Here is a 20,363-nt window from a genome sequence, read left to right on the forward strand (position 1 = left end):
TGCCCGCCGATCTCTTGCCCGCCGATCTCTTGCCCGCCGATCTCTTGCCCGCCGATCTCTTGCCCGCCGATCTCTTGCCCGCCGATCTCTTGCCCGCCGATCTCTTGCCCGCCGATCTCTTGGAGGACGGCCTTGACGAGATCGTAGTCGCCGACGGAGACACCGCCCGAGGTCAGGACCACGTCGGCGTGTTCGGCCGCGCGGAGCAGGCGGGCGTGGAGCTCGTCGAACTGGTCGGGCACGATGCCGTCGTCCACCGCAATCGCGCCCGCGCCCTCGACGAGGCCGCGAAGCGAGAAACGGTTGGAGTCGTAGATCTGCCCCGGCTTGCGGACGCTTCCGGGCTCGGCGACCTCGTCTCCCGTGGAGAGGATGGCCACGCGCGGCTTCCGGCGCACGAGGAGCTGGGCCAGGCCGAGGGACGCGGCAACGCCGATCTCCTGCGGGCGGAGCACGCCGCCTGCCGGCAGCACCACGGTGCCCGCCTGCACGTCCTCGCCGCGACGGCGGGTGTTCGCACCGGGCTTGAGAGGCCCGACGTTCACGCGGCTGCCGTTCCGCTCGACGACCTCCTGCGGGTAGACGGTGTCAGCGCCCGCGGGCATGGGCGCGCCCGTCATGATGCGGAGCGCCTGGCCAGGATGGAGCACACCGGCGAAGACGGACCCCGCTGCGATTTCGGCCACGACCTCGAGCACGCGCGTGCCGGCCGCAGGGATATCGGCCGACGCGATGGCATAGCCGTCCACGGCCGAGTTGTCGGTTGGGGGCACGTCCATCTCGGCGCGGACATCCGCCGCCAGGACGCGGCCGAGCGCCGCAGCCAGGGGCAGAAACTCCGGTGGGGCCGGAGCTCTGATGCGATCCAGGATGTGGGTCTGGGCGTCCCGCACCGAGATCATGGACACAGTATAGCGTGCGGCAGGCGGGATGGTGGCTGCCGTCGGTTGTGCTACGATACCGCCGCTATGGCGGTGACTTGTGGGCGCTGCGGGTGGCAGAGCGACGAAGCGCGTTACTGCGCGCGATGCGGCGCCGGCCTCGGCGCGCCCCCCGCCGCTCCGCCTACGTCGTTTCCGCAGCCGCCGCTTCGAGCGCCTGCGCCGGGTTTCGCGCCCGTCTCGGTCGCAACCCGGCCCGCGGGCTTCTGGATCCGCTTCGTCGCGGTCATGATCGACGGCGTCGTCCTTCTCCTGGCCCAGGGCATTCTCTTCGGCGCGGGCTGGATGCTGTGGGGCGGCGGCATGGACGCCGGAATTCTCATGAGGGGGGCGACGCGCCTCTTCAGCTCGATCATCGGCGCGGGGTACAGCATCGTCTTTCACTGGATGTGGGGCCAGACGCTTGGCAAGATGGCGCTCCAGATCCGGGTGGTGAGCATGGATGGCGGGCCGCTGTCCTTCGGCCAGTCTGTCGGACGCTATTTCGCGACCATCCTGTCGTTCCTCATCCTCCTGATCGGCTTCATCATGGCCGGCGTCCGCTCCGACAAGCGGGCGCTGCACGACCTGCTGGCCGGCACGCGGGTCGAACACCTCTAGGTGCCGGCGCCCCGGATCACGCCCATGCCGCTGCCGCTGCCGCTCAGGAATTGCTTGACCGGGTTGATCCTGGATGCGCTCCACGACGATGGCGCGCGGCGCGGGCTGGAGGCCCTCGCGGCGGTCTGCGCCGACCCGGGAGCGCTCGAGGGACCGGGCGTGCTGCCCGAACCGTTCCCGCGGGAGATGTTCGAGCGACGGGACGGCGGCTGGCGGCTCAAGAGTGGCTTCAAAGCCCACGAGAGCGAGTTCGCGGAGCGCGCCGAGCGGGCCCGGCGGCTGCTGCACCTGCGTCCCTTCGACGCCGAGGACCCGCCGCTGGAAGTCGCGCTGGTCGCCGCGGCGCTGCTCTTCCACGCGCATCTCTACTTCGAGGTTCACGAGCTCCTCGAGCCCTACTGGCTGCGCGCCGAGGGCGGTGACCGCGAGGCGCTTCAGGGCCTGATACAGGTGGCCGTGGGCTTCCAGCACTTGGCCAACGGCAATGTCAGCGGCGCGCGCGCCCTGCTGCACGATGGCTGCGGGCGCGTCCTCGAGCGGACGCTCGCGGGCGTGCCGCTGGATCCGTTCGGGCGGGCGCTCCAGCGCACCTTCGACCGCGTGCTGTCCCTCGGCGAAGACGCGCCGCGTGGTTTCGACTGGAACGACGTGCCCCGTTTTCCCGTGAGGACCTCCGGTGGCTGAGACGCGGGCGGTGGCTGAGACGCGGGCGGTGGCTGAGGCGCGGGCGGCGGCTGAGGCGCGGGCCGGCACGCGTCGCCCAGGGTCCCGGAGGTAGCCATGGGGAGGCTCTACCTGGTCGCCGACGGCGGGGAGATCGCGAGGCGGCGGCCGCTCGTGGCAGCGGGGCGCCTGGTCGAGGCCTGGCCCGATCTGCACACGAAGGGCGAGTTCTGGATGGGAGAGGGCGCAAAGACGCTCCTGGACGCGACGGGCGAGCCGCTGCAGGCGAAGCTCGAGCTCGATCCCGCGTCCGTGCCCGTGTATTACGGCCCGCGGCTCTGTGATGTCGCGTCGCTGCCCGCGGAGGAATCGCTGCAGGCACGCGCGCTGTCCGCACGCGGCATCGCGGTGGCGTGGATCACGATGGACCGCTTCGGGGAGCGGACGCAGTACGAGCCCAAGTCGCCGGTGGACCCCGTGTTCTACCTGAGACGGCCCGGCGGCAAGGCCGCCCACGTCTGGCGTCTCTTTCAGTCGAGGGCGGAGGCGGTAGTCTACATGGCCGAGTACTTCGGCAATGACCCGGAGGGTCAGCAGTGGGCCGATGGGCTCGCCGCGGCCACCTGGGAGGAGATGATCGAGCGCTATGCGACTCATCAGTAGCAAGACACCGGAGGCGATCGAATAGCCATGGAACTCGGCCTCAAGGGCAAGACCGTTCTCGTTACCGGAGGCAGCAAGGGCATAGGCCGCGCGACGGCGCGCGCGATGGCGGCAGAAGGCGCCCGCGTCATGATCTGCTCGCGGAGCGCGCCCGCTCTCGAGGAGGCTGCCGGCGCCATCCGGCGCGAGACCGGGCAGGCCGTCGAGATCGTCGCCGCCGATCTGAGCCGGCTCGAAGGCGTCGAGAGCGCCGCCGCGGCGGCCATCCAGCGTCTCGGACGCCTCGACGTCCTCGTCAACAACGCGGGCGCGATCAAGGGCGGCGATTTCCTCGCCATCCCCGACGAGGAATGGATGACGGGCTGGAGTCTCAAGCTCCTGGGCTATATCCGCATGGCGCGGACGGTCCTTCCGCAGATGCGGACCCAGGGCGGGGGACGTATCGTCAACGTGGTCGGCATGGCGGCGCGCAACCCCGCGACGACCTACATGGTGGGCGGCGCCGCCAACGCCGCGCTCATCAACTTCACCAAGGCCCTGGCCGATCTCGGCGCGCCGTCCAACATCCTCGTGACGGCGGTTTCGCCGGGCCCCGTTAAAACGGACCGGTGGGACAGCCTCCAGCGCCAGCAGGCCGCCGCCGCCGGCAAGGACCTCGAGACCTTCGTGAAGGAGCAGAACCAGAACTTCCCGCTCGGGCGCATCGCGCTGCCCGAAGAGGTCGCGGACCTAGTGTGCTTCCTGGCCTCGGACCGCGCGTCCTTCCTCACGGGCATCGCCATCACGGTCGACGGCGGGATGAGCCGGGGGGTCTACCTCTAGGCCGAAGGCCGCCAATCCCGCCGGATTTGCGCGATCCAACCGGAAAAGGCCTCGTGAAACTGAGAACATCCCCCTGTTCGACTATGCGAACTTGTTCTTGACACCCGGTAGGCGCGTCAGTACGGTATGCCCACGCAAAATGGGCTTGGGTCGTCGGTCCATGGTTGCGGACGCGTTTTACGGGGAGTGATCCCCATGCGCCGCCGGTGAGCCGGGGAGAGTGCCCCTTCGGTCCTGATCGCGGCAGGAGGCCAGCGATGCCCGCAAAGCTGTTTATTGGGAACCTCTCCTTCCAGGCCACGGAAGAGGACCTCCGCGAGCTCTTCCAGCAGGCCGGCACGGTCGAATCGGTGCGCATCGTCACCGATCAGTTCACCGGGCGTCCGCGAGGCTTCGGATTCGTCGAGATGGCGACCAAGGAGGAAGCCGCCAAGGCGGTCGAGATGCTCAATGGCCGGCTCTTCCGCGATCGCAACCTCGTCGTGGACGAGGCGCGGCCCCAGCCCCAGCGCGGGGCGGGTGGAGGTGGCCCGCGCGGCGGCGGCGGTGGGCCGCGTGGCAGTGGGCCGGGAGGCGGCGGGGGTAACTGGCGCCGGTAAAGAAGACCAGGCCCCGGGGCGAGAGTCCCGGGGCCTTTTCCAGGCGATGTGATACTCATCATATGGTGAGGTTATGAACAGGCCAGGAGTACCCGCACCGGGGTTCATCAAGCGGATCGGCCCTGTTATCGACGAGCGGCGGACCGTGGAATTTCGGCCGCTTGAGAGCTCGGAGCTCGTAAACCGTTTGAGCGACCCACGGCTGCCCTTTGGGTGGACCGTCAATCCGTTCCGCGGCTGCGAGTTCGGCTGTCGATACTGCTATGCGAGACCGACGCACGGCTATCTGGGTCACGCCGACCCTGCCGAGTTCGAGAGGCGGATATACGTGAAGCAGGCCGACGAGGCGAAGCTCCGCTCGCGCTTGAAGCGCGCGCGGGAGAGCGGCGAGGAGGTAGCCATAGGAGCGGCAACGGACCCCTACCAGCCGGCCGAATCGCGCTTCCGGGTTACGCGGCGGGTGCTCGAGAGCGTCCTACGCGTGCCCGGCCTGCGAGTTGGCATCACCACGAAGTCTCCGGCGATCACGCGCGACATGGATCTGCTCCGCCGGATCGCGGCGGCGGGAGAGCTCGTGGTCAATATCTCGCTCACCTCGCTCGACGCCGCCCTCCTCCGCCGCATCGAGCCCCGCGCCCCACGCCCCGACCTCCGTCTCGGGGCCATGGCGGAGCTGACGGCGGCAGGCGTCCCGGCCCGGCTCTTCGCCATGCCGGTGCTGCCGTTCCTGACTGACCGCGAGGTCGCGCTGCGGGCGCTCTTCGCCGCGGCGCGCGCTGCCGGAGCGCGAGAGGCCATTTGGAACGTCCTCTTCCTCCGCGGCGAGACCCACGGGTTCTTCCTCGACTTCATCGCCCGCGAGTTTCCCCGGCTCCTGCCGCGCTACCGTGCTCTCTACGCAGGCGGGGCCACGGCGGAGGCCAGCTACCGTGAGCGCGTGGAGGGGATGGCGGCGCGCGTGGCCCTCGAGGCGGGCTTCCCGGGACGAAGCCGGGCGGACCGGATCGCCGCCGAGCGACCCGCCCGGCCGCGTCAGCTGCTACTCGAGTGGTAGCTGGGCCGGGACCTCGGGCTCGCCGTCGCTCGCGGGGGCGAGGCCATCCTGCTCGATGAGCGGGCGGAATTTCTCGTAGAGGTCGTGGAGCTTGGCGAGGTAGTAGGCGGTGTTCTCGTCCGGAGCGGCGGGATTCCATTCGGCGGCGAGCTTGGCCGCCTCGTTGACCTTCACGCGCTTACCCTCGCCGGCGACGTAGTAAGAGACCTGGTCACCCGCCTGGTATGGCCGCTCCGAGCGAAGCGCCAGCTCGTAGGCGGCCGAGACGTTGCGCTTTCTGTCGCGGAGCTTGTCCTGGTAGCCGGCGGGTGACTCCTGGAGCGTCTCCGTCTTCATGAACTGCTTGACCGGCACGCGGTGGGCCTCGAAGTCCTCCTGCCAGCGCTTGACGAGAGCGGGGATCTCCTCGCGCCGTCCCGTCAGCAGCAGCCGGAACATCTCCTCCAGCCACAGGCGCTGGAACAGCTCGATGCCGCGTGAGCGAAGCCCCGACCCCTTGACCAGGAGCTTGCCGCGATGGTCGAGCAGGACGTAGTTCTTCATCTTGTAGGAGAGCATCGCCTCGTAGCGGCCGCCGAGCTCGAGCTGGATGCCGGGCGGCAGCACGCGCTCGAGCTCGGCCATGAGGGTCTCCTCGTCTTCATTCAGCCCTCGCCTCGCCGCTGATCCACTCAGCTCTCGCCTCAGGGCTTCGCCCTTCAGCTCGAACCGCCTCTCCTCCGGCTCGTCGGCAGCGTCTCGGCTCGAAGGGCGCCCTTCGGGAGGGACGAAGTAGAGGCCGTCGGTGTCCACCTCTATGACCGACGCGCCCAGTTCGCCCAGACGCTCCACGAGCGACATGACCAGCGCGCGCCCTTCCCCGGTGACGCGGTTGGCGGCGTCGTAGTCATTCCAGTGCCCCTGCGAGAAGGCGAGGTAGCCGTAGAAGGAGTTGATCAGGATCTTGAAGGTCTGCTGGAGGGCGCCGAGGAGCGTCCGGTCGGCCTCGACCGGCGCCTCACTCGCGAGCCGTTTGGCCGCCAGCCGGAACTCGCGGAGATCGCCGAGCAGCTTCGGGAAGACGCCCAGAGTGTCGCTGGCGGGTGCGATCTTCCGCGTCAGCATGAGCGACGGGTAGAGCGAAGTGACGTCGGCGTGGAGTACCGGCCGGGCCACGCCCGTGAGGAGCACCGTCGTGTAGCCTCCGGCCACGGCCTTGCCCGCCGACGGCGCGGGCACGGCGCGACGCTGGTGCAGGTACTCGCGCATCAGGAGCCCGTCGATCTTGGTCGCGTTGCCGCGGAGCACCACTGATTCGTAGGACAGCGGCAGCGCCTGGGCCTGGACGAAGTACGGCGGCGAGAGCAGCCCCGAGAGCGCCAGCGTCTCGACCACGTCGTCTCGCGCATAGGCCATCAGCCGTTCGGGTTCTTCCCGGAAGATGCGGGGGATGTCTTCGGGCGGCAGGTAGGTGCGCTCCGGCGCCGCGATGCCGAAGTGGCGCGCGACGTCCTTGAGGCCGTAGGACTCGAGGTCGCGGGCGGCGACGTCGTAGAGCTGGACGAGGATCCACGTGTCCACGATGTGACGGCCGGCGACCGCGTAGCGACGGTAGGCGATGGTCCGGTCGGCCACTTGCATGCGAGAAGGCCGGCCGGTCAGCGTCGAGCCGTCGCGCCCCCAGGCGAGCGGCACCTTGTGCCGCCGGGCGCGCGCCTCGATGTACTCGAGGTCGAAGCGGAAGATGTTGTGGCCCTCGAGCACGTCGGGGTCGCGCTCCTGGATCAGGCGGCCGCACTCCGCCAGCAGCTCGGCCTCGCTCATCTCGGCGCCGGAGAGCACCGTGGTGAAGCCCGCCGAATCGGCGATCGCGATGGCGATGATGCGGTCGGACTCCCGGGCGGCGTTGGGGAACTCGAAGCCGGGCGCTGTCGTGACTTCGATGTCCACGGCCATGCGGCGCACGTCCTCGAAGGCCATTCCGAGGAAGGACGTCCGGCCCGTGCGGAGCAGGAACTGGTGCACGGGGTCCGAGAGGAATTGATAGGGCGCGTCCGGGACTCCCGCGGTGCGACCGGAGACGCGCTGGGCGTAATCGCGGGCCCTGAGGCAGTGGCTCCAGGACGGGAACTCGGCCAGCCAGCGGTACGCCGCATCGCCGTCGAGGGGCACGATGGTCGCATCGCCTTTGAAGCCCCTGAGCCGGTCCGGGTCCGCGAGGAGCAGGAAGGGCCGGAAGGGCTCCTCGGTGACGCGCGGGACGCCGTCGCGCGACCAGATCCGCACGGCCTCCTCGCCGGCCTCGAAGGCGACCTGCCCGGGAGTCCCCGCGCGGCCAAAGAGCAGACGGTTGTCGTAGAAGGGCAGGGGCAGGCGCGTCAATTCAGGAGCCCGATGAGGCGATGGAGCTCCCTGCGCGCCGCCGTGTAACGCGGTTCGATGGCGATGGCGCCCTCGAGCTCGCGAATGGCCTCGCGGACCTTGTGCCGCCGCACATAGATGCGCGCGAGGTTGAAGTAGGGGAAGTGGCGGGGCTCGTAGCGAGGCGCGACCTTGGCGCGCTCGAGCCACGGCACCGCTTCGTCTTCACGGCCGAGCTCGATCAAGTACGCGCCGATGTCGTTGTACGGGTTGCCGAACGTCGGGTCCACGGCGATGGCGGTCCGGCACTCCGCGATGGCGTCCTCGTGCCGGCCTTGGTGGGAAAGCGCCCAGCCGAGGAAGGTGTGGGCTTCGGCGGTCGCCTGTATCGCGATCGAACGGCGGTAGCACTCGATCGCCGCGTCGATCCGGCCGGCCATCTGCTCCTCGTAGCCGCGCTCGAAGTGCTCGCGCGCCTCACCCGCCCACTCGCGCTCGGCCATGTCGCGCCCGCTAGCAGGCCGCTGAAAAAGGCCCATCTGCTTCGTTGGCGCCCTCGGCCGCACGCTCGTGGTCGTTCGAGCTGAGGGGCGGAGCCACGAGGCGAGGGCTGAGATGATGGTTTGTACGCCTCGCGTGCGGAATCAACTCAGCCCTCGTCTCGCGACGGCATAGGCCGTCGCTCAACTCGAACAGCGGGGCGCCGCCTCGCATCTGGGCCTTTTTGAGCGGCCTGCGGGTTCTTCAGCATCCCGCTAGGCGTCTTCGATCGCCTTGCGGTACGTGGGAAGGTCCACGAGGCCGGTCAGGCGCCTGCCGCCCTCCACGATGATGGTGGGGATGGCGCGCACCTGGTCGCGGGTCACCGCTTCCTCGTAGTCACGCGTCACGGCGTCGCGCGCCGCGCCGCCCTCCCAGTCGTGGAGAAAGCGCGTCATGTCCGCGCCGGCTTCCTTGACGACGCCCATCAGCTCGTCCGGCTTGGCGATATTGATGCTCCGGGAGAAGAAGGCCTCGTAGAGGAGCAGGTGGAGGCGGTCGAACGCCTGAGCACCCTGGAGCTCCACGCACTTGGCCGCCTCCAGCGCCGGCAGGGACCAGTTCGGGTAGTCATCGCGCGGCCACGGCGTGTACGTAATGCCGTCGCTCGCCGCCATGGCGCCGCAACGGCGCCACCCCTCTTCACGGTGGGTGCCCTTGAAGGCGACCGACGGGTCGGGCTCAGGGCGAAGCGGGAAGGCCTTCCACTGGATGACGAGGTCGTCGCCCATCTCATCCTTGAGTCTCCGGAGGCGCACGGCCGCCGGGTAGCACCACGGTCAGAGGTAATCGGCGTATTCCACGATGTGCACGGGCATGCTCGCCTCCCGGAGTTATTGTACCGGGTGTGATTGTACCGCAAGGGGCGCTCACGGGGCGGACCGCGTGACGGTTGCGATATACTTGGGCACATGACGCTGCGAGTTTTCGTTGGAATCGTCTTGTGCGCCGCTCTCGGGGGCGGCTGCGCCGGCCCCATTTCCTTCGAGAACGCGACGCCGAAGGCGCCGGCGCGCGTCGAGGGGCGTCTCGTCAAGCCGGGCGGGCCCGGGCCTTTTCCCGCGCTCGTCCTTCTTCACGGCTGCCACGGCGTCTCCTCGCAGGTCTACACCTGGGCGCGCTGGCTCGCCGACCGGGGATACGTCGCCTTCGTCGTGGACAGCTTTGGGCCGCGCAAGGAGCCGGCGGACTGCAAGGACGACCCGAGCCCCGGCGCCATGCCCAACACCGCGCGCTTCGACGATGCGATCGGCGCCCTGCGGACTCTGCAGTCGCGGCCGTTCGTCATTTCGGATCGGGTCGCGTCGTTCGGCTGGTCGCAGGGGGGCCAGTACGCCATGTCGGTCATCAACGGGCCGACCCTCGAGCGCGCCCGCGCGCGCGGGGTCGCGCTGCCGCCGGTGGGGTTCGCCGCGGCGATCGCCATGTACCCGGGCGGATGCCGCGACTATGCCAAGGAGCTGGTCGTGCGACCCCTGCTCCTTCTGATCGGCGGCTCCGACGACTGGACGCCGCCCCAGTACTGCCGCGAGATGGCGGCGAACGTGAGGGCGCGCGGCGCCGACGTGACGCTCGTCGAGTACAAGGGCGCCTACCACTACTTCGACGTGGTCGGCCAGCAGAAGGAAGTGCTCAAGGACATCGAACAGCCGTTCACGCGGGGCAGCTACGGCGTGACCGTCGCGTACGATCCCGAAGCGGCGGTCGACGCCCAGCGGCAAGTCGAGGCCTTCCTGGCGCGGGTCCTCAAGGGCGCGCCGCCGCGCTGACGCCGCGTCTGCCGTTGCCCTCTCACGGCGCGGCGTGCTAGCGTGGGCGACTGATATTCATGGACGCGTCGGTCGAGCTCGTCAAGCGGCTCCTGGCCTCGGTGGTGCACATCCACGCCGAGGTGCCTGCGGCCCATCCCTCCGCGCGGATACTCGGCGACGAGCGCATGGGTACCGGCATCATCGTGGATCCCTCGGGGCTGATCCTCACCGTCAACTATGTGGTCATGGGCGGCGAGACCATCCAGGTGAGCTTCGGCAAGGGACGCTCCCAGCGGGCGGAGATCGTGGCCCAGGACTTCGAGCTCGGGCTTGCCCTGTTGAAGGTCAAGCGGACGAACCTGCCGGCGGTGCCTGTCGCGTCCTCGGCTGACCTGGACCGCGGTGAGCCCGTCTTCGCGCTCGGCGCCACGGGTCCCAGGGAACGGCGCGTGTCGGGCGGGCTCTTGACCTACCTCGGCGAGTTCGAGGCGTACTGGGAATATCTCCTCGATCGGAGCCTGGTGTCGAGCGCGGCGAATCCCGGCTTCGGCGGCGGCCCGCTGTTCACGATTACGGGGCGGATGATCGGCGTCGTCTCGCTCAACCTGGGCGAGATCATGCGCGTGTCGCTGGCCATCCCCGGCGAGTGCTACCTGGCGAATCGCGAGGAGTACCTGCGCCACGGGCGCGCGGTCAGCCGACCGCTGCGGGCGTGGCTGGGCGTCTTCGCCCATCCGCTCGACGAGGGCGTGGTGGTGGCGGGGCTGGTGCCCAACGGGCCCGGCGCGCGCTCGGGCATCCGCGAGGGCGACGTGATCCTCTCGCTCGACGCCCACCAGGTGCCGACGCGGAAGGACCTGTACCTGTCCCTCTGGCGGCGAGGGCCGGGAGAGCGGATCGCGCTCGAGGTGATGCGCGACAACGAGCTCAAGCGGCTCGACGTGACTGGCGGCGACCGCGCGGACTTCTACAAGCAGATCTCCTGACCGGAGGGTAACCGTGGACCTGGGTCTCAAGGGCAAGGTGGCGTTGGTGGTGGCGGCGAGCAAGGGCATGGGCAAGGCGTCGGCCATGGGCTTCGGCGCAGAAGGCGCGCGCGTGGCCATGTGCGCGCGGGGAGAGGCCGACCTGCGCGCGGCTGCCGACGAGGTCAGCAAGCAGACCGGCGCGGAGGTGCTGGCGGTGCCGGCCGACGCCAACAAGCCGGAGGACATCGAGCGCGTCGTGGCCAAGACGCGGGAGAAGTGGGGCGGCGTGGACGTGCTCGTGGCCAACGTCGGCGGGCCCCCGCCCGGACCCTTCGAGCAGATGACCGACGAGCAGTGGAAGGCGGCCTTCGAGCAGGTCCACCTCTCGACCGTGCGCTTCATTCGGGCGGTGCTGCCCGACATGAAGAGGAAGAAGTGGGGGCGCATCCTCGCCATCCAGTCCAGCTCGGTCAAGCAGCCCGTCGAAGGATTGATCCTCTCGAACGGAATCCGCCCAGGCATCGCCGGGATGTTCAAGACGCTCGCCAACGAGCTCGGACGGGAGGGCATCACGGTCAACATGGTCCTGCCGGGACGGATCCGGACCGACCGCTTCATCGGGCACCAGAAGGATTTGGCCGCCCGGGCTGGGAAGAGCCTGGAGGAGTGGATCGCCACGCGGTCCACGGCGGACATTCCCATGGGGCGCATCGGCACACCCGAGGAGTTCGCCAACATGGTCATCTTCCTCGCCTCGGAGCGGGCCTCGTACATGACCGGCTGCGTGGTGCAGGTGGACGGCGGCCTGATCAAGAGCGTGGTGTAGACGATGTCATGAGGACGCTCCGCACCGCCATCAGGAACTTCCGGGCGCACCGGGGATTCTTCCACGCCTCGGGACTGGCGTTCAGCTTCCTGACGTGTCTCGTGCCAATCCTCTTCTTCATCGTCTCGCTGGCCGGCTTCGTCCTGAGCCGGAAAGCGGCGTCGGAGGTGGTGCTCAAGCAGCTGTCGGAGCTGATCCCGGTTTACAAGGAGGAGCTCCACGCATCCCTCGCCGAGGTCATCCGGCGGCGCAGGCTCTCGGGCCTCCTCGGCACGGGGGTGCTGCTGCTCTTTGCCAGCCAGCTGTTCGCCTCGCTGAGGCTCGTGCTCAACGACATCTTCGGGTTCAGCCGGGGGCCGGGACTGCTGCGCGAGATCGGCAAGGACCTCGCCCTCCTCTTCTTGATGGGCGTCTTCTTCCTCGGCAGCATCATGGTTTTCGACCTCTTCGGATGGGTCCGGTTCCTGCTGCTCACGCCGGCCCAAATGCCGGCCGAGTGGATCCGCTCGCTCTTCATGGCGTTAGCCGTGGGATTCAGCACGATGCTGTTCTTCGTCATGTACCGGTACTTCCCGCATCAGAGGGTCCCAACGGGCCCGGCGCTGGCGGGGGCGCTGTTGGCCGCGATGCTGTGGGAGGCGGCGAAGCAGGGGTTCCGCTGGTACATCCTGCGGGTCGGGGTGTACGACGCCATCTACGGCCCGCTGGGCGCGCTGGTGGCGCTCGGCATGTTCGCGTACTACTCCGGCATCGTGTTCATCCTGGGCGCCGAATTCACTGAGGCGCTTAGATCGCGGAAGGACCGCGGGTAGCAGCGTTGCGTGCCGGGGCCGTGGGGCTGTGGTAGGTTGTGGCGGCCATGACTGACCCGCCCGTCCAAGCGCTCGAGGGTGTGCGCGTCCTCGAGCTGGCCCATCTGATCGCCGGCCCGACCTGCGGCATGTACTTAGCAGACATGGGCGCCGACGTCATCAAGGTCGAGTCGCGCGAGTCGCCTGATGCCTCCAGGACGGTGTACGGGATCGCGCGGGCTGGTGAAGGCATCCTGCATCTCACGGTGAACCGCAACAAGCGCGCCCTCTGTCTCGACCTGGGGAAGCCCCTGGGGCGCGAGGCCTTCTACCGGGTCGTCAAGACGGCGGACGTCGTCCTCGAGGGCTACCGCAACGGGGTGGCGGAGAAGCTCGGCATCGACTACACCACGCTCCGGCCGATGAACCCGCGCCTCATCTATTGCTCCGTGTCTGCCTTCGGGCCCGAGGGGCCGTGGCGGAACAAGCCGGGTCTCGACGCGCTGGCGCAGGCGGTCGGCGGGCTCATGGCGGTGACGGGCGAGACGGACGGCGGCCCGGCGCTGGTCGGGGCTCCGGTGGTGGACACGATCGGAGGCCTGCTGGCGGTGCAGGGCATCCTCACGGCGTTGATCGCCCGGGGGCGAACGGGCGAGGGACAGCGGGTGGACGTCTCGCTGCTCGACGGGGTCCTGCTCTCGCACTTAGCAAGGCTGTCGGTCTTCCACGAAACGGGCGTGCCGATCGGCCGCTACGGCAGCGGACATCCGAACCTCGTGCCGTACCAGGCCTTCCGCGCGCGCGACGGGTGGATCTTCCTGGCGGTCTGGAAGGACGTCACGTGGCGGCCATTCTGCGATGTGGCCGGCCGGCCCGCGCTCGCCGACGACCCGCGCTTCGCGACCCGCGCGGACCGGCTCGCGAACCGCAAGGAGCTGACGGCGCTGCTCGAGATCGCCATCGCCGAGCGCACGATCGAGGAGTGGATGGCGGCGCTCGAGCCTATCGACGTGCTCTGCGCGCCGATCAACGACTACGCGCAGCTGGTGCGGCACCCGGCGGTGCGGGCGACGGGGATGATCGTCGAGCAGGAGCACCCGCGGGCCGGGCGCTTCACGACCATGGCCCCGGCGGTCAAGCTCGAGAAGACCCCGGGCACGATACGGACCGGGGCGCCGGCCCTGGGCGAGCACTCACGCGAGATCCTGGGAGAAGCGGGCCTGGCGCCGGCCGAGCTGGACGCGCTGGCCGCCCAGGGCATCATCTGACACGTTCCCCCAAGGCATCATCTGACACGTTTCCAACGAGGAGAGGGCTCCGATGGCGATGACTCCGATGCTCAAGGACAAGGTCGCGGTGGTGACGGGCGCGGCCCGCGGGATCGGGCGTGAGATCGCGATCCTCATGGCCCAGTACGGCGCCAAGGTGGTCGTGAACGACTACGGCGGGAGCGCCGACGGCAAAGGCGGCGAGCACGGTCCGGCCGACGAGGTGGTCAAGGAGATCACGGCCAAGGGCGGCCAGGCCGCGGCCAACTACGAGTCGGTGTCGACCATGGCGGGCGGCCAGGCCATCATCCAGACCGCGCTCGACCGGTTCGGGGGCATCGACATCGTCGTCAACAATGCCGGCATCCTCCGGGACCGCATGATCTTCAACATGACGGAGGAGGAGTGGGACGGCGTCATCAACACGCACCTCAAGGGCACGTTTGCCGTGACGCGGGCCGCCGTCCCGCACATGAGGGAGAAGAAGTGGGGGCGCTTGGTCAACATGACCTCCACCTCGGGGCTCGTGGGCAACGTCGGGCAGGCCAACTACGCAGCCGCCAAGCTCGGCATCGTGGGGCTGACCAAGGTGACGGCGCTCGACATGGCCCGCTACAACGTCACGGCCAATTGCATCTCGCCCTTCGCGTGGACGCGGATGATCGGGACCATCCCGACGGAGACTGAGGCGCAGAAGGCGCGCGTCGAGAAGATCAAGAAGATGGGGCCGGAGCACATCGCCCCGGTGGCGGTCTTCCTCGCGAGCGACGCCGCCAAGGAGATCTCGGGGCAGGTCTTCGGCGTGCGCGGCAAGGAGATCATGCTCTTCAACCACATGCGGCCGATCCGGAACATGCACCACGACCAGGGCTGGACACCGGAGCGTCTGGCCGAGATGTTCCCTGGCACGCTCAAGCACCATCTGGTTCCGCTGGAGACCTCCGGACAGTACTTCAACTACGACCCGCTCGTCTGACGGGCCCTGTCGTGAGCGCTGTCCTCGGCGTCCTCGTGGCGTGTCCCGAGAGCGTGCGATGAGACTCCGTGTGCTGGCCGCCGCCGCCCTCGGCGTGTGGGCGGCCGCGGCCGGCGCCGATGCGCCCGGGCTGTTGCTCACGGTGGGTGAGGTCAGCGATCGCGGCGCGGTGGTCTGGATCCGGGGCACGAGTGCCTCGCCGGTCTCGATCACCTATGCGCCTGCCGGCGGCGGCGAAGAGCGGCAGGCGCAGGTGGCGCTTTCCTTGGCAGCCGACCGCACCGGCAAGGCCTCGCTCTCGGGTCTCCTGCCCGGCATACGGTATCGCTACGAGGCGACCCAGGGCGGGGCGAACGCGGAGGGCGAGTTCGTGACGGCGCCCGCGCCGGATTCGGAGACGCCGGTCAGGTTCGCCTGGAGCGGGGACCTGGGCTCGCCAGGCTACTGCCGGCGGGTGACCGACGGCTATCCGATCTTCCGCGCGATGGCGCGCGTTCCGGTGGATTTCTTTCTCTTCGTTGGCGACACCATCTACGGCGACCACGTCTGCGACGGGCCCGAGTTCGTGCCGGGCAGCGGTTTCGTCGCGAAGACCCTGGCGCAGTACCACGCCAAGCACCGGTACAACCGCGCAGACGCGGCGGTGCAGGCGTACTTCCGGCGGACGTCTGTCTTCGCGATCTGGGACGACCACGAGGTGGTCAACGACTTCTCCGGCAGCGTCGAGGCGCGCATGCCCACCGGCCGGCAGGCCTTCATCGACTACTTCCCGATCGTGCCACCACGCGAGGAGCCCGGCCGGCTCTACCGGCGCTTCCGCTGGGGCAGGCTTCTCGAGGTGTTCATCCTCGACACGCGCCAGTACAGGAGCGCCAACCGCGATCCGGACGGGCCGGGCAAGACGATGCTGGGCCGCGCGCAGCGCCGATGGCTCGTCGAGGGCGTGTCGGGTTCGTCCGCGCTCTGGAAGGTCGTGGTGACGAGCGTGTCGCTGTCCGTGTCGACGGGGCGCAAGGCTCGCGACTCCTGGAGCAACGCCAACATCTTGGGCTTTCCCGAGGAAGCCGGCACCGGTTTCGCCACGGAGCGCGACGCGATCCTGCGCGACCTGCGCATCGGCGGGGTCAAAAACTTGGTCTTCCTGGCCGCCGACGTCCACCACGCCGAGCTGATCCGCCACCACCCGACGACGGAGTGGTCTTTCCACGAGTTCATCGCGGGACCGCTGTCGGCATCCATGGGGCGGCCTCGCCCGCTCGACGACGCCCTCAACCCGCGCTCGCTCTGGGCGCTGGGCGGCGTCCTGAACTTCGGGGACATCGCCGTGGATGCCGCGTCGCTGACGGTGCGCATCATCGACGCCGATGGCCACGTGCGCCACACCCACACCGTCGGCGCTTCGCCTTAGCGGACCTCAGCTCTCGGCTGCGGGGGCGGGACCGCGGGGTGGCTTGTGGACCAGCTCCTCCATCAGGTCGGTCTGGATTTGCTGGATCTGGAGCAGCTTTTGCCACTGGTGGGTCAGGAGCTGGTCGAGCTTCCAGTGGAGCTGGCGGATCTCGAGCTCTGCCTTGAGATTGACCTGGTAGTCGTGCTCCGCGTGGAGGCGGTCCTTCGCCTCCTGCCGGTTCTGGCTCATCATAATGACGGGCGCCTGGATGGCGGCCAGGCACGAGAGGACGAGGTTGAGGAGGATGTAGGGGTAGGGGTCGAAGGGGTGCCTGAGGAGCGCCACCGTGTTGATCGTGATCCACGCGACGAGGATGACGCCGAAGCCGATGATGAAGCCCCAGCTGCCGCCGAACTCGGCGACCCTGTCGGCCAGCCGCTCTCCGTAGGTCAGCTGGCTGTCGAACCGCTCGTTGACGTCGATCGCGAGCGCCTCCTGCTCCCGCAAGCTCCGAAGGGTCTCGGCGTCGATCTGGGAGAGATCTCCACGCTGCTCCTCGAGGACGCGCGCGACGTACTCGGTCCGCGAGCGGCTCATGCAGGAAAAGCAAATGGGCTGCTCCGGACCCCACTCGGGCCGGGTCTTGCGGATCAGCTCGACAACGAGGGGCCGAACGGTGTCGCCCCGCAGGATGTCCTGAGGATAGTGGAGCTCGCGACAGATCGGGCAGCGGACCGTTGGACGGGGCTCGGATGCCATGGCGCCTCCGCGGCTAGTCTATCGCGTGGAGCGGTCCACGAGGAATACGGCTGCCGCGCCCCCTGACGAGCCCGACCGCGAGCAGGAGGGCCGAGGCGATGGTGAGTGTACCGCCGATCTTCTCCGCCGCGCCGGCGCGGTGATAGAGCGTGATCTCTCCAGATCCGCCGGGCGCCTCGACCTCGAGCATGCCGGTGGCGTCCCGTCGTGTCGGCACTGGCCTGCCGCCCGCCTCGGCGCGCCAGAGCGGCGAGTAGGCGAACCCGGCAAGGATCCAGCCGCCGCCGGCCTGCGTGTGCGCGAGTCTCCAGGCCTGCGGGCCCGCGGGCTCGGGAAGGGGGCGGGCGGTGCGGGCGAGATAGAGGCGGAAGGGCCCGATCGGCCGGGGCGGTGCCCAGTCGGGGTTGGAGTCGAGAAAGGGTAACCGCCCCTGGTCCTCGTCGGTTGCCACGACGGCGGAGACACCGAGATGCTCCGCCCACCCCGAAAACTCGGCCGGGCTCAGGGCATCGAGCCGGCGCCCGAAGAGCGTCGCGCCGTCGCGCTGCTCGACGAGAGTGGTGACGGGCCCGGAGGCCGCCCCACCCGTGTAGAGAAGGGCCGCGATGGGCGACGGATGCGTGAAGGTGCCGTTCAGGATCGGACGTCCTGAGAAGAGCGGCGTGAGTCCCGTGATGTGGCTGTGCGGCCGCCACCACTCCGGACGATAGTCGAGCGCGACGGCCGAGCGGAGGAAGAGGACGCGCCCGGGCGGCGCGGCCTCGAGCGCCTGCCACAGGGCATCGATCCGCGTGCCGCGAACAACCTCCTCGTACGTCGGCCACTGCCCGCGCGACGGCCACAAGGTGAGTGAGGGCTCGGGCGAGCCGCCCGAGAGCACGAGGAAGGCGAAGAGGCAGGCGGCCCCCGCGCCCGCAGGACCTAGCCGGGGGAGACGCTCGGCAAGCAGCCGCGTGGCCGGGGCGGCGCCGAGGACAAGCGCGAGGAGGAGGCCGTCGGCGAGCCTGTCGGCCGGGAGCCACAGGACGCCGAGAGGCGCCGCGAGGAGGGCGTCAAGCGCCACCACCAGCCCCATCGCCGGCGTGAAAGCGTGAAGCCAGCGCGCCGCTGGTGGCATTGGGCGTACAGACCGTATCGAAAGCCAGCATCCCAGCTGGGTCAGGGCGAGGACGACTATCAGGGGACGGGTCGCGAGCTGCCGAAGGATCCCGAGGGCGGAGGCGTCGCCCCATGCCAGCGGCAGCGCCATGCCGAGGTGGGCGAGCAGCGGGAGGAGCCAGATCCCACAGAGGCCGAGCGCGAGCGCGGCGACGAGGGCGGCCTGCCCGAGTCGCCGCGCCGAATCGGCGGCGCCGAAGCACGCGCCCAGAGCGATCAGGAGGAACGCGGCCGGCGCGTGGGCGGGGTGCAGGAGGATGACCGCGGCCACGAGTGGCGCGGCCAAAAGCGGAGCGCGCCGGCCGCCCTCGACCCAGTTCACGAGTGAGAGCGCGACCAGAGGCAGCAGCCCCCAGCCGAGGCGCGCGGCGACGAGCCCCCAGCGCAGGCCCTCCTCGACACCGCTCCGCGATTCGGCGGAGAGCGTCAGTGCTACGAAGGCGCCGGGCAGGGCGAGCCACCCGCTGCCGAGGAGCCGCGTCAACAGGGCGAAGGTGGCCATACCTGGCAGGACCCACGCGATCCAGAGCACCGCCTGATACGCCGCGGGAACGCCGACGGAGCCCATCGAGGCCTGGTGAATCGCCGCGCCCAGCCAGGCGGCGCCGGGCGGGTAGTATTGGAGCTCGGCATAGCCCGCCCACCACCCGGGGTTCAGGCGCCACGGCGCCCAGCCGACGGTGACCGCGTGGTAGAGACGGTAGAGCTGCCCCGGGTGATCGTCAAAGGCGAGGAGGCCGCCGCCGAGTGCCGCCCGGCCGAAGGCAATGCCGTATGCCAGGAGCAGGAGAGCGGGCGGTAGCGCGCGACTCACGACTGCCGATCATACGGTATGGGGCCACTTTTCCCCGAAGTTCCGTTGACATTCTCGCGGATCGCGTGTTTAGTAGGAGAAATTGCTGGCTCGGTCGGTGATCCGGGAGCGGGCGACCCGGATCGTGCGGTTCATTCCGGGGCTCAAATCCCCTACCGATGGAGAGGCCATGGAAAGATTGAAGGGTCTCAAGTGCCGCGAGTGCGGCCGCTACTACCCCTCGACGCCGGTCCACGTCTGCGAGTTCTGCTTCGGTCCGCTCGAGGTCGACTACGACTACGACGTGATCCGCAAGCTGGTCAGCCGCAAGCGGATCGAGTCGGGCCCGCCCAGCATCTGGCGGTACGCCGACCTGCTGCCGCTCGACCTGCCCGAAGGTGAAGCGCACGTGGGCCAATCGGTCGGCTTCACGCCGCTGGTCCGCGCGAGGAACCTGGCCGAGGAGCTCGGCGTCAAGGAGCTCTGGGTCAAGAACGACTCGGTCTGTCACCCAACGTGGTCCTTCAAGGACCGCGTGGTCGCCGTCGCCATCGGCAAGGCCAAGGAGTTCGGCTTTGACACCGTCGCGTGCGCCTCCACCGGCAACCTCGCCAACTCGGTCGCCGCGCATTGCGCCGAGGCCAGGCTCAAGTCCTACATCTTCATCCCGGCGGACCTCGAGCGCGGCAAGGTCATCACCACGCTCGTCTACGGGCCGACGCTCGTGGCGGTCGAGGGCACGTACGACGAGGTCAACCGGCTCTGCGCCGAGATCGGCGACAAGTACCGCTGGGCTTTCGTGAACATCAACATCCGGCCCTACTACGCGGAAGGCTCCAAGACCTACGGCTACGAGATCGCCGAGCAGCTCGGCTGGCGCGCCCCGGCCCACGTGGTCGTGCCCTGCGCAGGCGGCTCCCTCATCACCAAGATCGCCAAGGCCTTCAAGGAGCTGCGCATGCTGGGGCTGATCGCGGAGGGCAAGACCAGCATGTACGCCGCGCAGGCGCTCGGCTGCGGGCCCATCGTGACCATGATCAAGAAAGACTCGGACGTGCTCGTGCCGGTGCGGCCCAATACCATCGCCAAGTCGCTGGCCATCGGTAATCCCGCCGACGGCTACTACGCGTACCGCGTGGTGAAGGACTCCGGCGGCCACGGCGAGCACGCGACCGACGAGGAGATCATCGAAGGGATGCAGCTTCTCGCGCGGACCGAGGGCATCTTCACGGAGACCGCGGGCGGGGTGACCGTCGCGGCGGCGAAGAAGCTCATCGAGGCGGGACGTATCCCGCGCGACGAGCCGATCGTCATCTGCATCACGGGCAACGGGCTCAAGACGCCCGACGTGCTCTACGACAGGCTCTCGGTGGACGTGACCATCCGGCCCTCCCTGGCGGTCTTCGACCAGGCGCTGGCCGATCTGAAATCCAAGACCGGCGCCTGAGCCGGAAGCAAGGA

19 protein-coding genes and 1 pseudogene are annotated in these 20,363 nt (G+C 69.2%); 14 read left to right on the plus strand and 6 right to left on the minus strand.

All coding sequences use genetic code 11. The features are described 5' to 3' along the window. A partial coding sequence (locus tag Q7W02_12645; GenBank protein ID MDO8477016.1) for a molybdopterin molybdotransferase MoeA occupies positions 1 to 902 on the minus strand: 902 nt, incomplete at its 3' end. 66 nt (positions 903 to 968) lie between these two features. Between Q7W02_12645 and Q7W02_12650 the strand changes: the two genes are divergently transcribed. The 6 genes from Q7W02_12650 to Q7W02_12675 all read left to right on the plus strand — a co-directional run bounded on the left by Q7W02_12650 (position 969) and on the right by Q7W02_12675 (position 5,342). Continuing rightward, positions 969 to 1,541: an RDD family protein gene (locus Q7W02_12650; GenBank protein ID MDO8477017.1), complete on the plus strand. Its 573-nt coding sequence runs from the start codon at positions 969 to 971 to the stop codon at positions 1,539 to 1,541. Positions 1,542 to 1,565: 24 nt separating this feature from the next. Further along, entirely contained in the window at positions 1,566 to 2,225 is a 660-nt protein-coding gene (locus Q7W02_12655; protein ID MDO8477018.1) for a DUF309 domain-containing protein, read from the plus strand. 96 nt (positions 2,226 to 2,321) lie between these two features. Further along, positions 2,322 to 2,867, plus strand: coding sequence for a hypothetical protein (locus Q7W02_12660; protein ID MDO8477019.1), 546 nt, complete (start codon positions 2,322 to 2,324; stop codon positions 2,865 to 2,867). Between the two features lie 27 nt (positions 2,868 to 2,894). Next, entirely contained in the window at positions 2,895 to 3,689 is a 795-nt protein-coding gene (locus Q7W02_12665; GenBank protein MDO8477020.1) for a short-chain dehydrogenase/reductase, read from the plus strand. 257 nt (positions 3,690 to 3,946) lie between these two features. Next, positions 3,947 to 4,288 carry an RNA-binding protein gene (locus Q7W02_12670; GenBank protein MDO8477021.1) on the plus strand — a complete coding sequence of 114 codons (342 nt, stop codon included), beginning with the start codon at positions 3,947 to 3,949 and terminating at the stop codon, positions 4,286 to 4,288. 187 nt (positions 4,289 to 4,475) lie between these two features. Beyond that, complete coding sequence (locus Q7W02_12675) at positions 4,476 to 5,342, plus strand: radical SAM protein (protein MDO8477022.1); 867 nt, start codon at positions 4,476 to 4,478, stop codon at positions 5,340 to 5,342. Here the strand turns inward: Q7W02_12675 and Q7W02_12680 are convergent. From Q7W02_12680 to Q7W02_12690, 3 genes and pseudogenes are all read right to left on the minus strand, one after another. Continuing rightward, complete coding sequence (locus tag Q7W02_12680) at positions 5,328 to 7,703, minus strand: DNA polymerase domain-containing protein (GenBank protein MDO8477023.1); 2,376 nt, start codon at positions 7,701 to 7,703, stop codon at positions 5,328 to 5,330. The two genes, Q7W02_12675 and Q7W02_12680, sit on opposite strands and share 15 nt — an antisense overlap. Then, a complete protein-coding gene (locus Q7W02_12685) occupies positions 7,700 to 8,185 on the minus strand; it encodes a tetratricopeptide repeat protein (GenBank protein MDO8477024.1) in 486 nt (161 codons plus the stop codon). The genes Q7W02_12680 and Q7W02_12685 overlap by 4 nt, the downstream gene beginning before the upstream one ends. A 252-nt stretch (positions 8,186 to 8,437) precedes the next feature. Beyond that, a pseudogene (locus Q7W02_12690) lies at positions 8,438 to 8,989 on the minus strand (DsbA family protein). A gap of 144 nt (positions 8,990 to 9,133) precedes the next feature. On the opposite strand from Q7W02_12690, the gene Q7W02_12695 reads away from it, so the two are divergent. From Q7W02_12695 to Q7W02_12725, 7 genes are read left to right on the plus strand one after another with little or no spacing between them, the layout of a single operon-like run. Next, complete coding sequence (locus tag Q7W02_12695) at positions 9,134 to 9,991, plus strand: dienelactone hydrolase family protein (GenBank protein ID MDO8477025.1); 858 nt, start codon at positions 9,134 to 9,136, stop codon at positions 9,989 to 9,991. A gap of 59 nt (positions 9,992 to 10,050) precedes the next feature. Then, entirely contained in the window at positions 10,051 to 10,959 is a 909-nt protein-coding gene (locus tag Q7W02_12700) for a S1C family serine protease (GenBank protein MDO8477026.1), read from the plus strand. Between the two features lie 13 nt (positions 10,960 to 10,972). Further along, a complete protein-coding gene (locus Q7W02_12705; protein ID MDO8477027.1) occupies positions 10,973 to 11,767 on the plus strand; it encodes an SDR family oxidoreductase in 795 nt (264 codons plus the stop codon). Positions 11,768 to 11,775: 8 nt separating this feature from the next. Then, the gene (locus Q7W02_12710; protein ID MDO8477028.1) at positions 11,776 to 12,579 is read left to right on the plus strand and encodes a YihY/virulence factor BrkB family protein; all 804 of its coding nucleotides are present in this window, start codon (positions 11,776 to 11,778) and stop codon (positions 12,577 to 12,579) included. A gap of 47 nt (positions 12,580 to 12,626) precedes the next feature. Further along, entirely contained in the window at positions 12,627 to 13,826 is a 1,200-nt protein-coding gene (locus Q7W02_12715) for a CoA transferase (protein MDO8477029.1), read from the plus strand. Positions 13,827 to 13,884: 58 nt separating this feature from the next. After that, positions 13,885 to 14,802 (plus strand): SDR family oxidoreductase, encoded by a 918-nt coding sequence (locus tag Q7W02_12720; protein ID MDO8477030.1) that lies wholly within the window; start codon positions 13,885 to 13,887, stop codon positions 14,800 to 14,802. A 58-nt stretch (positions 14,803 to 14,860) separates the two neighbouring features. Then, positions 14,861 to 16,210: an alkaline phosphatase D family protein gene (locus Q7W02_12725; protein MDO8477031.1), complete on the plus strand. Its 1,350-nt coding sequence runs from the start codon at positions 14,861 to 14,863 to the stop codon at positions 16,208 to 16,210. A 6-nt stretch (positions 16,211 to 16,216) separates the two neighbouring features. Here the strand turns inward: Q7W02_12725 and Q7W02_12730 are convergent, their stop codons facing one another. Together Q7W02_12730 and Q7W02_12735 are read right to left on the minus strand one after the other, a co-directional pair. Further along, entirely contained in the window at positions 16,217 to 16,951 is a 735-nt protein-coding gene (locus Q7W02_12730) for a DUF1003 domain-containing protein (protein MDO8477032.1), read from the minus strand. 13 nt (positions 16,952 to 16,964) lie between these two features. Beyond that, positions 16,965 to 18,923 carry a hypothetical protein gene (locus tag Q7W02_12735; GenBank protein ID MDO8477033.1) on the minus strand — a complete coding sequence of 653 codons (1,959 nt, stop codon included), beginning with the start codon at positions 18,921 to 18,923 and terminating at the stop codon, positions 16,965 to 16,967. Between the two features lie 169 nt (positions 18,924 to 19,092). Here Q7W02_12735 and thrC point away from each other — a divergent pair, with 169 nt between their 5' ends. Further along, positions 19,093 to 20,349 carry a threonine synthase gene (gene thrC / locus Q7W02_12740; GenBank protein ID MDO8477034.1) on the plus strand — a complete coding sequence of 419 codons (1,257 nt, stop codon included), beginning with the start codon at positions 19,093 to 19,095 and terminating at the stop codon, positions 20,347 to 20,349. Positions 20,350 to 20,363: the final 14 nt, after the last annotated feature.

It is taken from the genome of Candidatus Rokuibacteriota bacterium, from assembly GCA_030647435.1.
In the GTDB taxonomy this organism is placed as follows: domain Bacteria; phylum Methylomirabilota; class Methylomirabilia; order Rokubacteriales; family CSP1-6; genus AR37.

Coding starts and splice junctions, on each gene's coding strand:
- Q7W02_12660 (MDO8477019.1), top strand. CDS start 2,322: ATGGGGAGGCTCTACCTGGTCGCCGACGGCGGGGAGATCGCGAGGCGG.
- Q7W02_12715 (MDO8477029.1), top strand. CDS start 12,627: ATGACTGACCCGCCCGTCCAAGCGCTCGAGGGTGTGCGCGTCCTCGAG.
- Q7W02_12655 (MDO8477018.1), top strand. CDS start 1,566: ATGCCGCTGCCGCTGCCGCTCAGGAATTGCTTGACCGGGTTGATCCTG.
- thrC (MDO8477034.1), top strand. CDS start 19,093: ATGGAAAGATTGAAGGGTCTCAAGTGCCGCGAGTGCGGCCGCTACTAC.
- Q7W02_12730 (MDO8477032.1), bottom strand. CDS start 16,951: ATGGCATCCGAGCCCCGTCCAACGGTCCGCTGCCCGATCTGTCGCGAG.
- Q7W02_12695 (MDO8477025.1), top strand. CDS start 9,134: ATGACGCTGCGAGTTTTCGTTGGAATCGTCTTGTGCGCCGCTCTCGGG.
- Q7W02_12685 (MDO8477024.1), bottom strand. CDS start 8,185: ATGGCCGAGCGCGAGTGGGCGGGTGAGGCGCGCGAGCACTTCGAGCGC.
- Q7W02_12670 (MDO8477021.1), top strand. CDS start 3,947: ATGCCCGCAAAGCTGTTTATTGGGAACCTCTCCTTCCAGGCCACGGAA.
- Q7W02_12720 (MDO8477030.1), top strand. CDS start 13,885: ATGACTCCGATGCTCAAGGACAAGGTCGCGGTGGTGACGGGCGCGGCC.
- Q7W02_12665 (MDO8477020.1), top strand. CDS start 2,895: ATGGAACTCGGCCTCAAGGGCAAGACCGTTCTCGTTACCGGAGGCAGC.
- Q7W02_12725 (MDO8477031.1), top strand. CDS start 14,861: ATGAGACTCCGTGTGCTGGCCGCCGCCGCCCTCGGCGTGTGGGCGGCC.
- Q7W02_12710 (MDO8477028.1), top strand. CDS start 11,776: ATGAGGACGCTCCGCACCGCCATCAGGAACTTCCGGGCGCACCGGGGA.
- Q7W02_12700 (MDO8477026.1), top strand. CDS start 10,051: ATGGACGCGTCGGTCGAGCTCGTCAAGCGGCTCCTGGCCTCGGTGGTG.
- Q7W02_12650 (MDO8477017.1), top strand. CDS start 969: ATGGCGGTGACTTGTGGGCGCTGCGGGTGGCAGAGCGACGAAGCGCGT.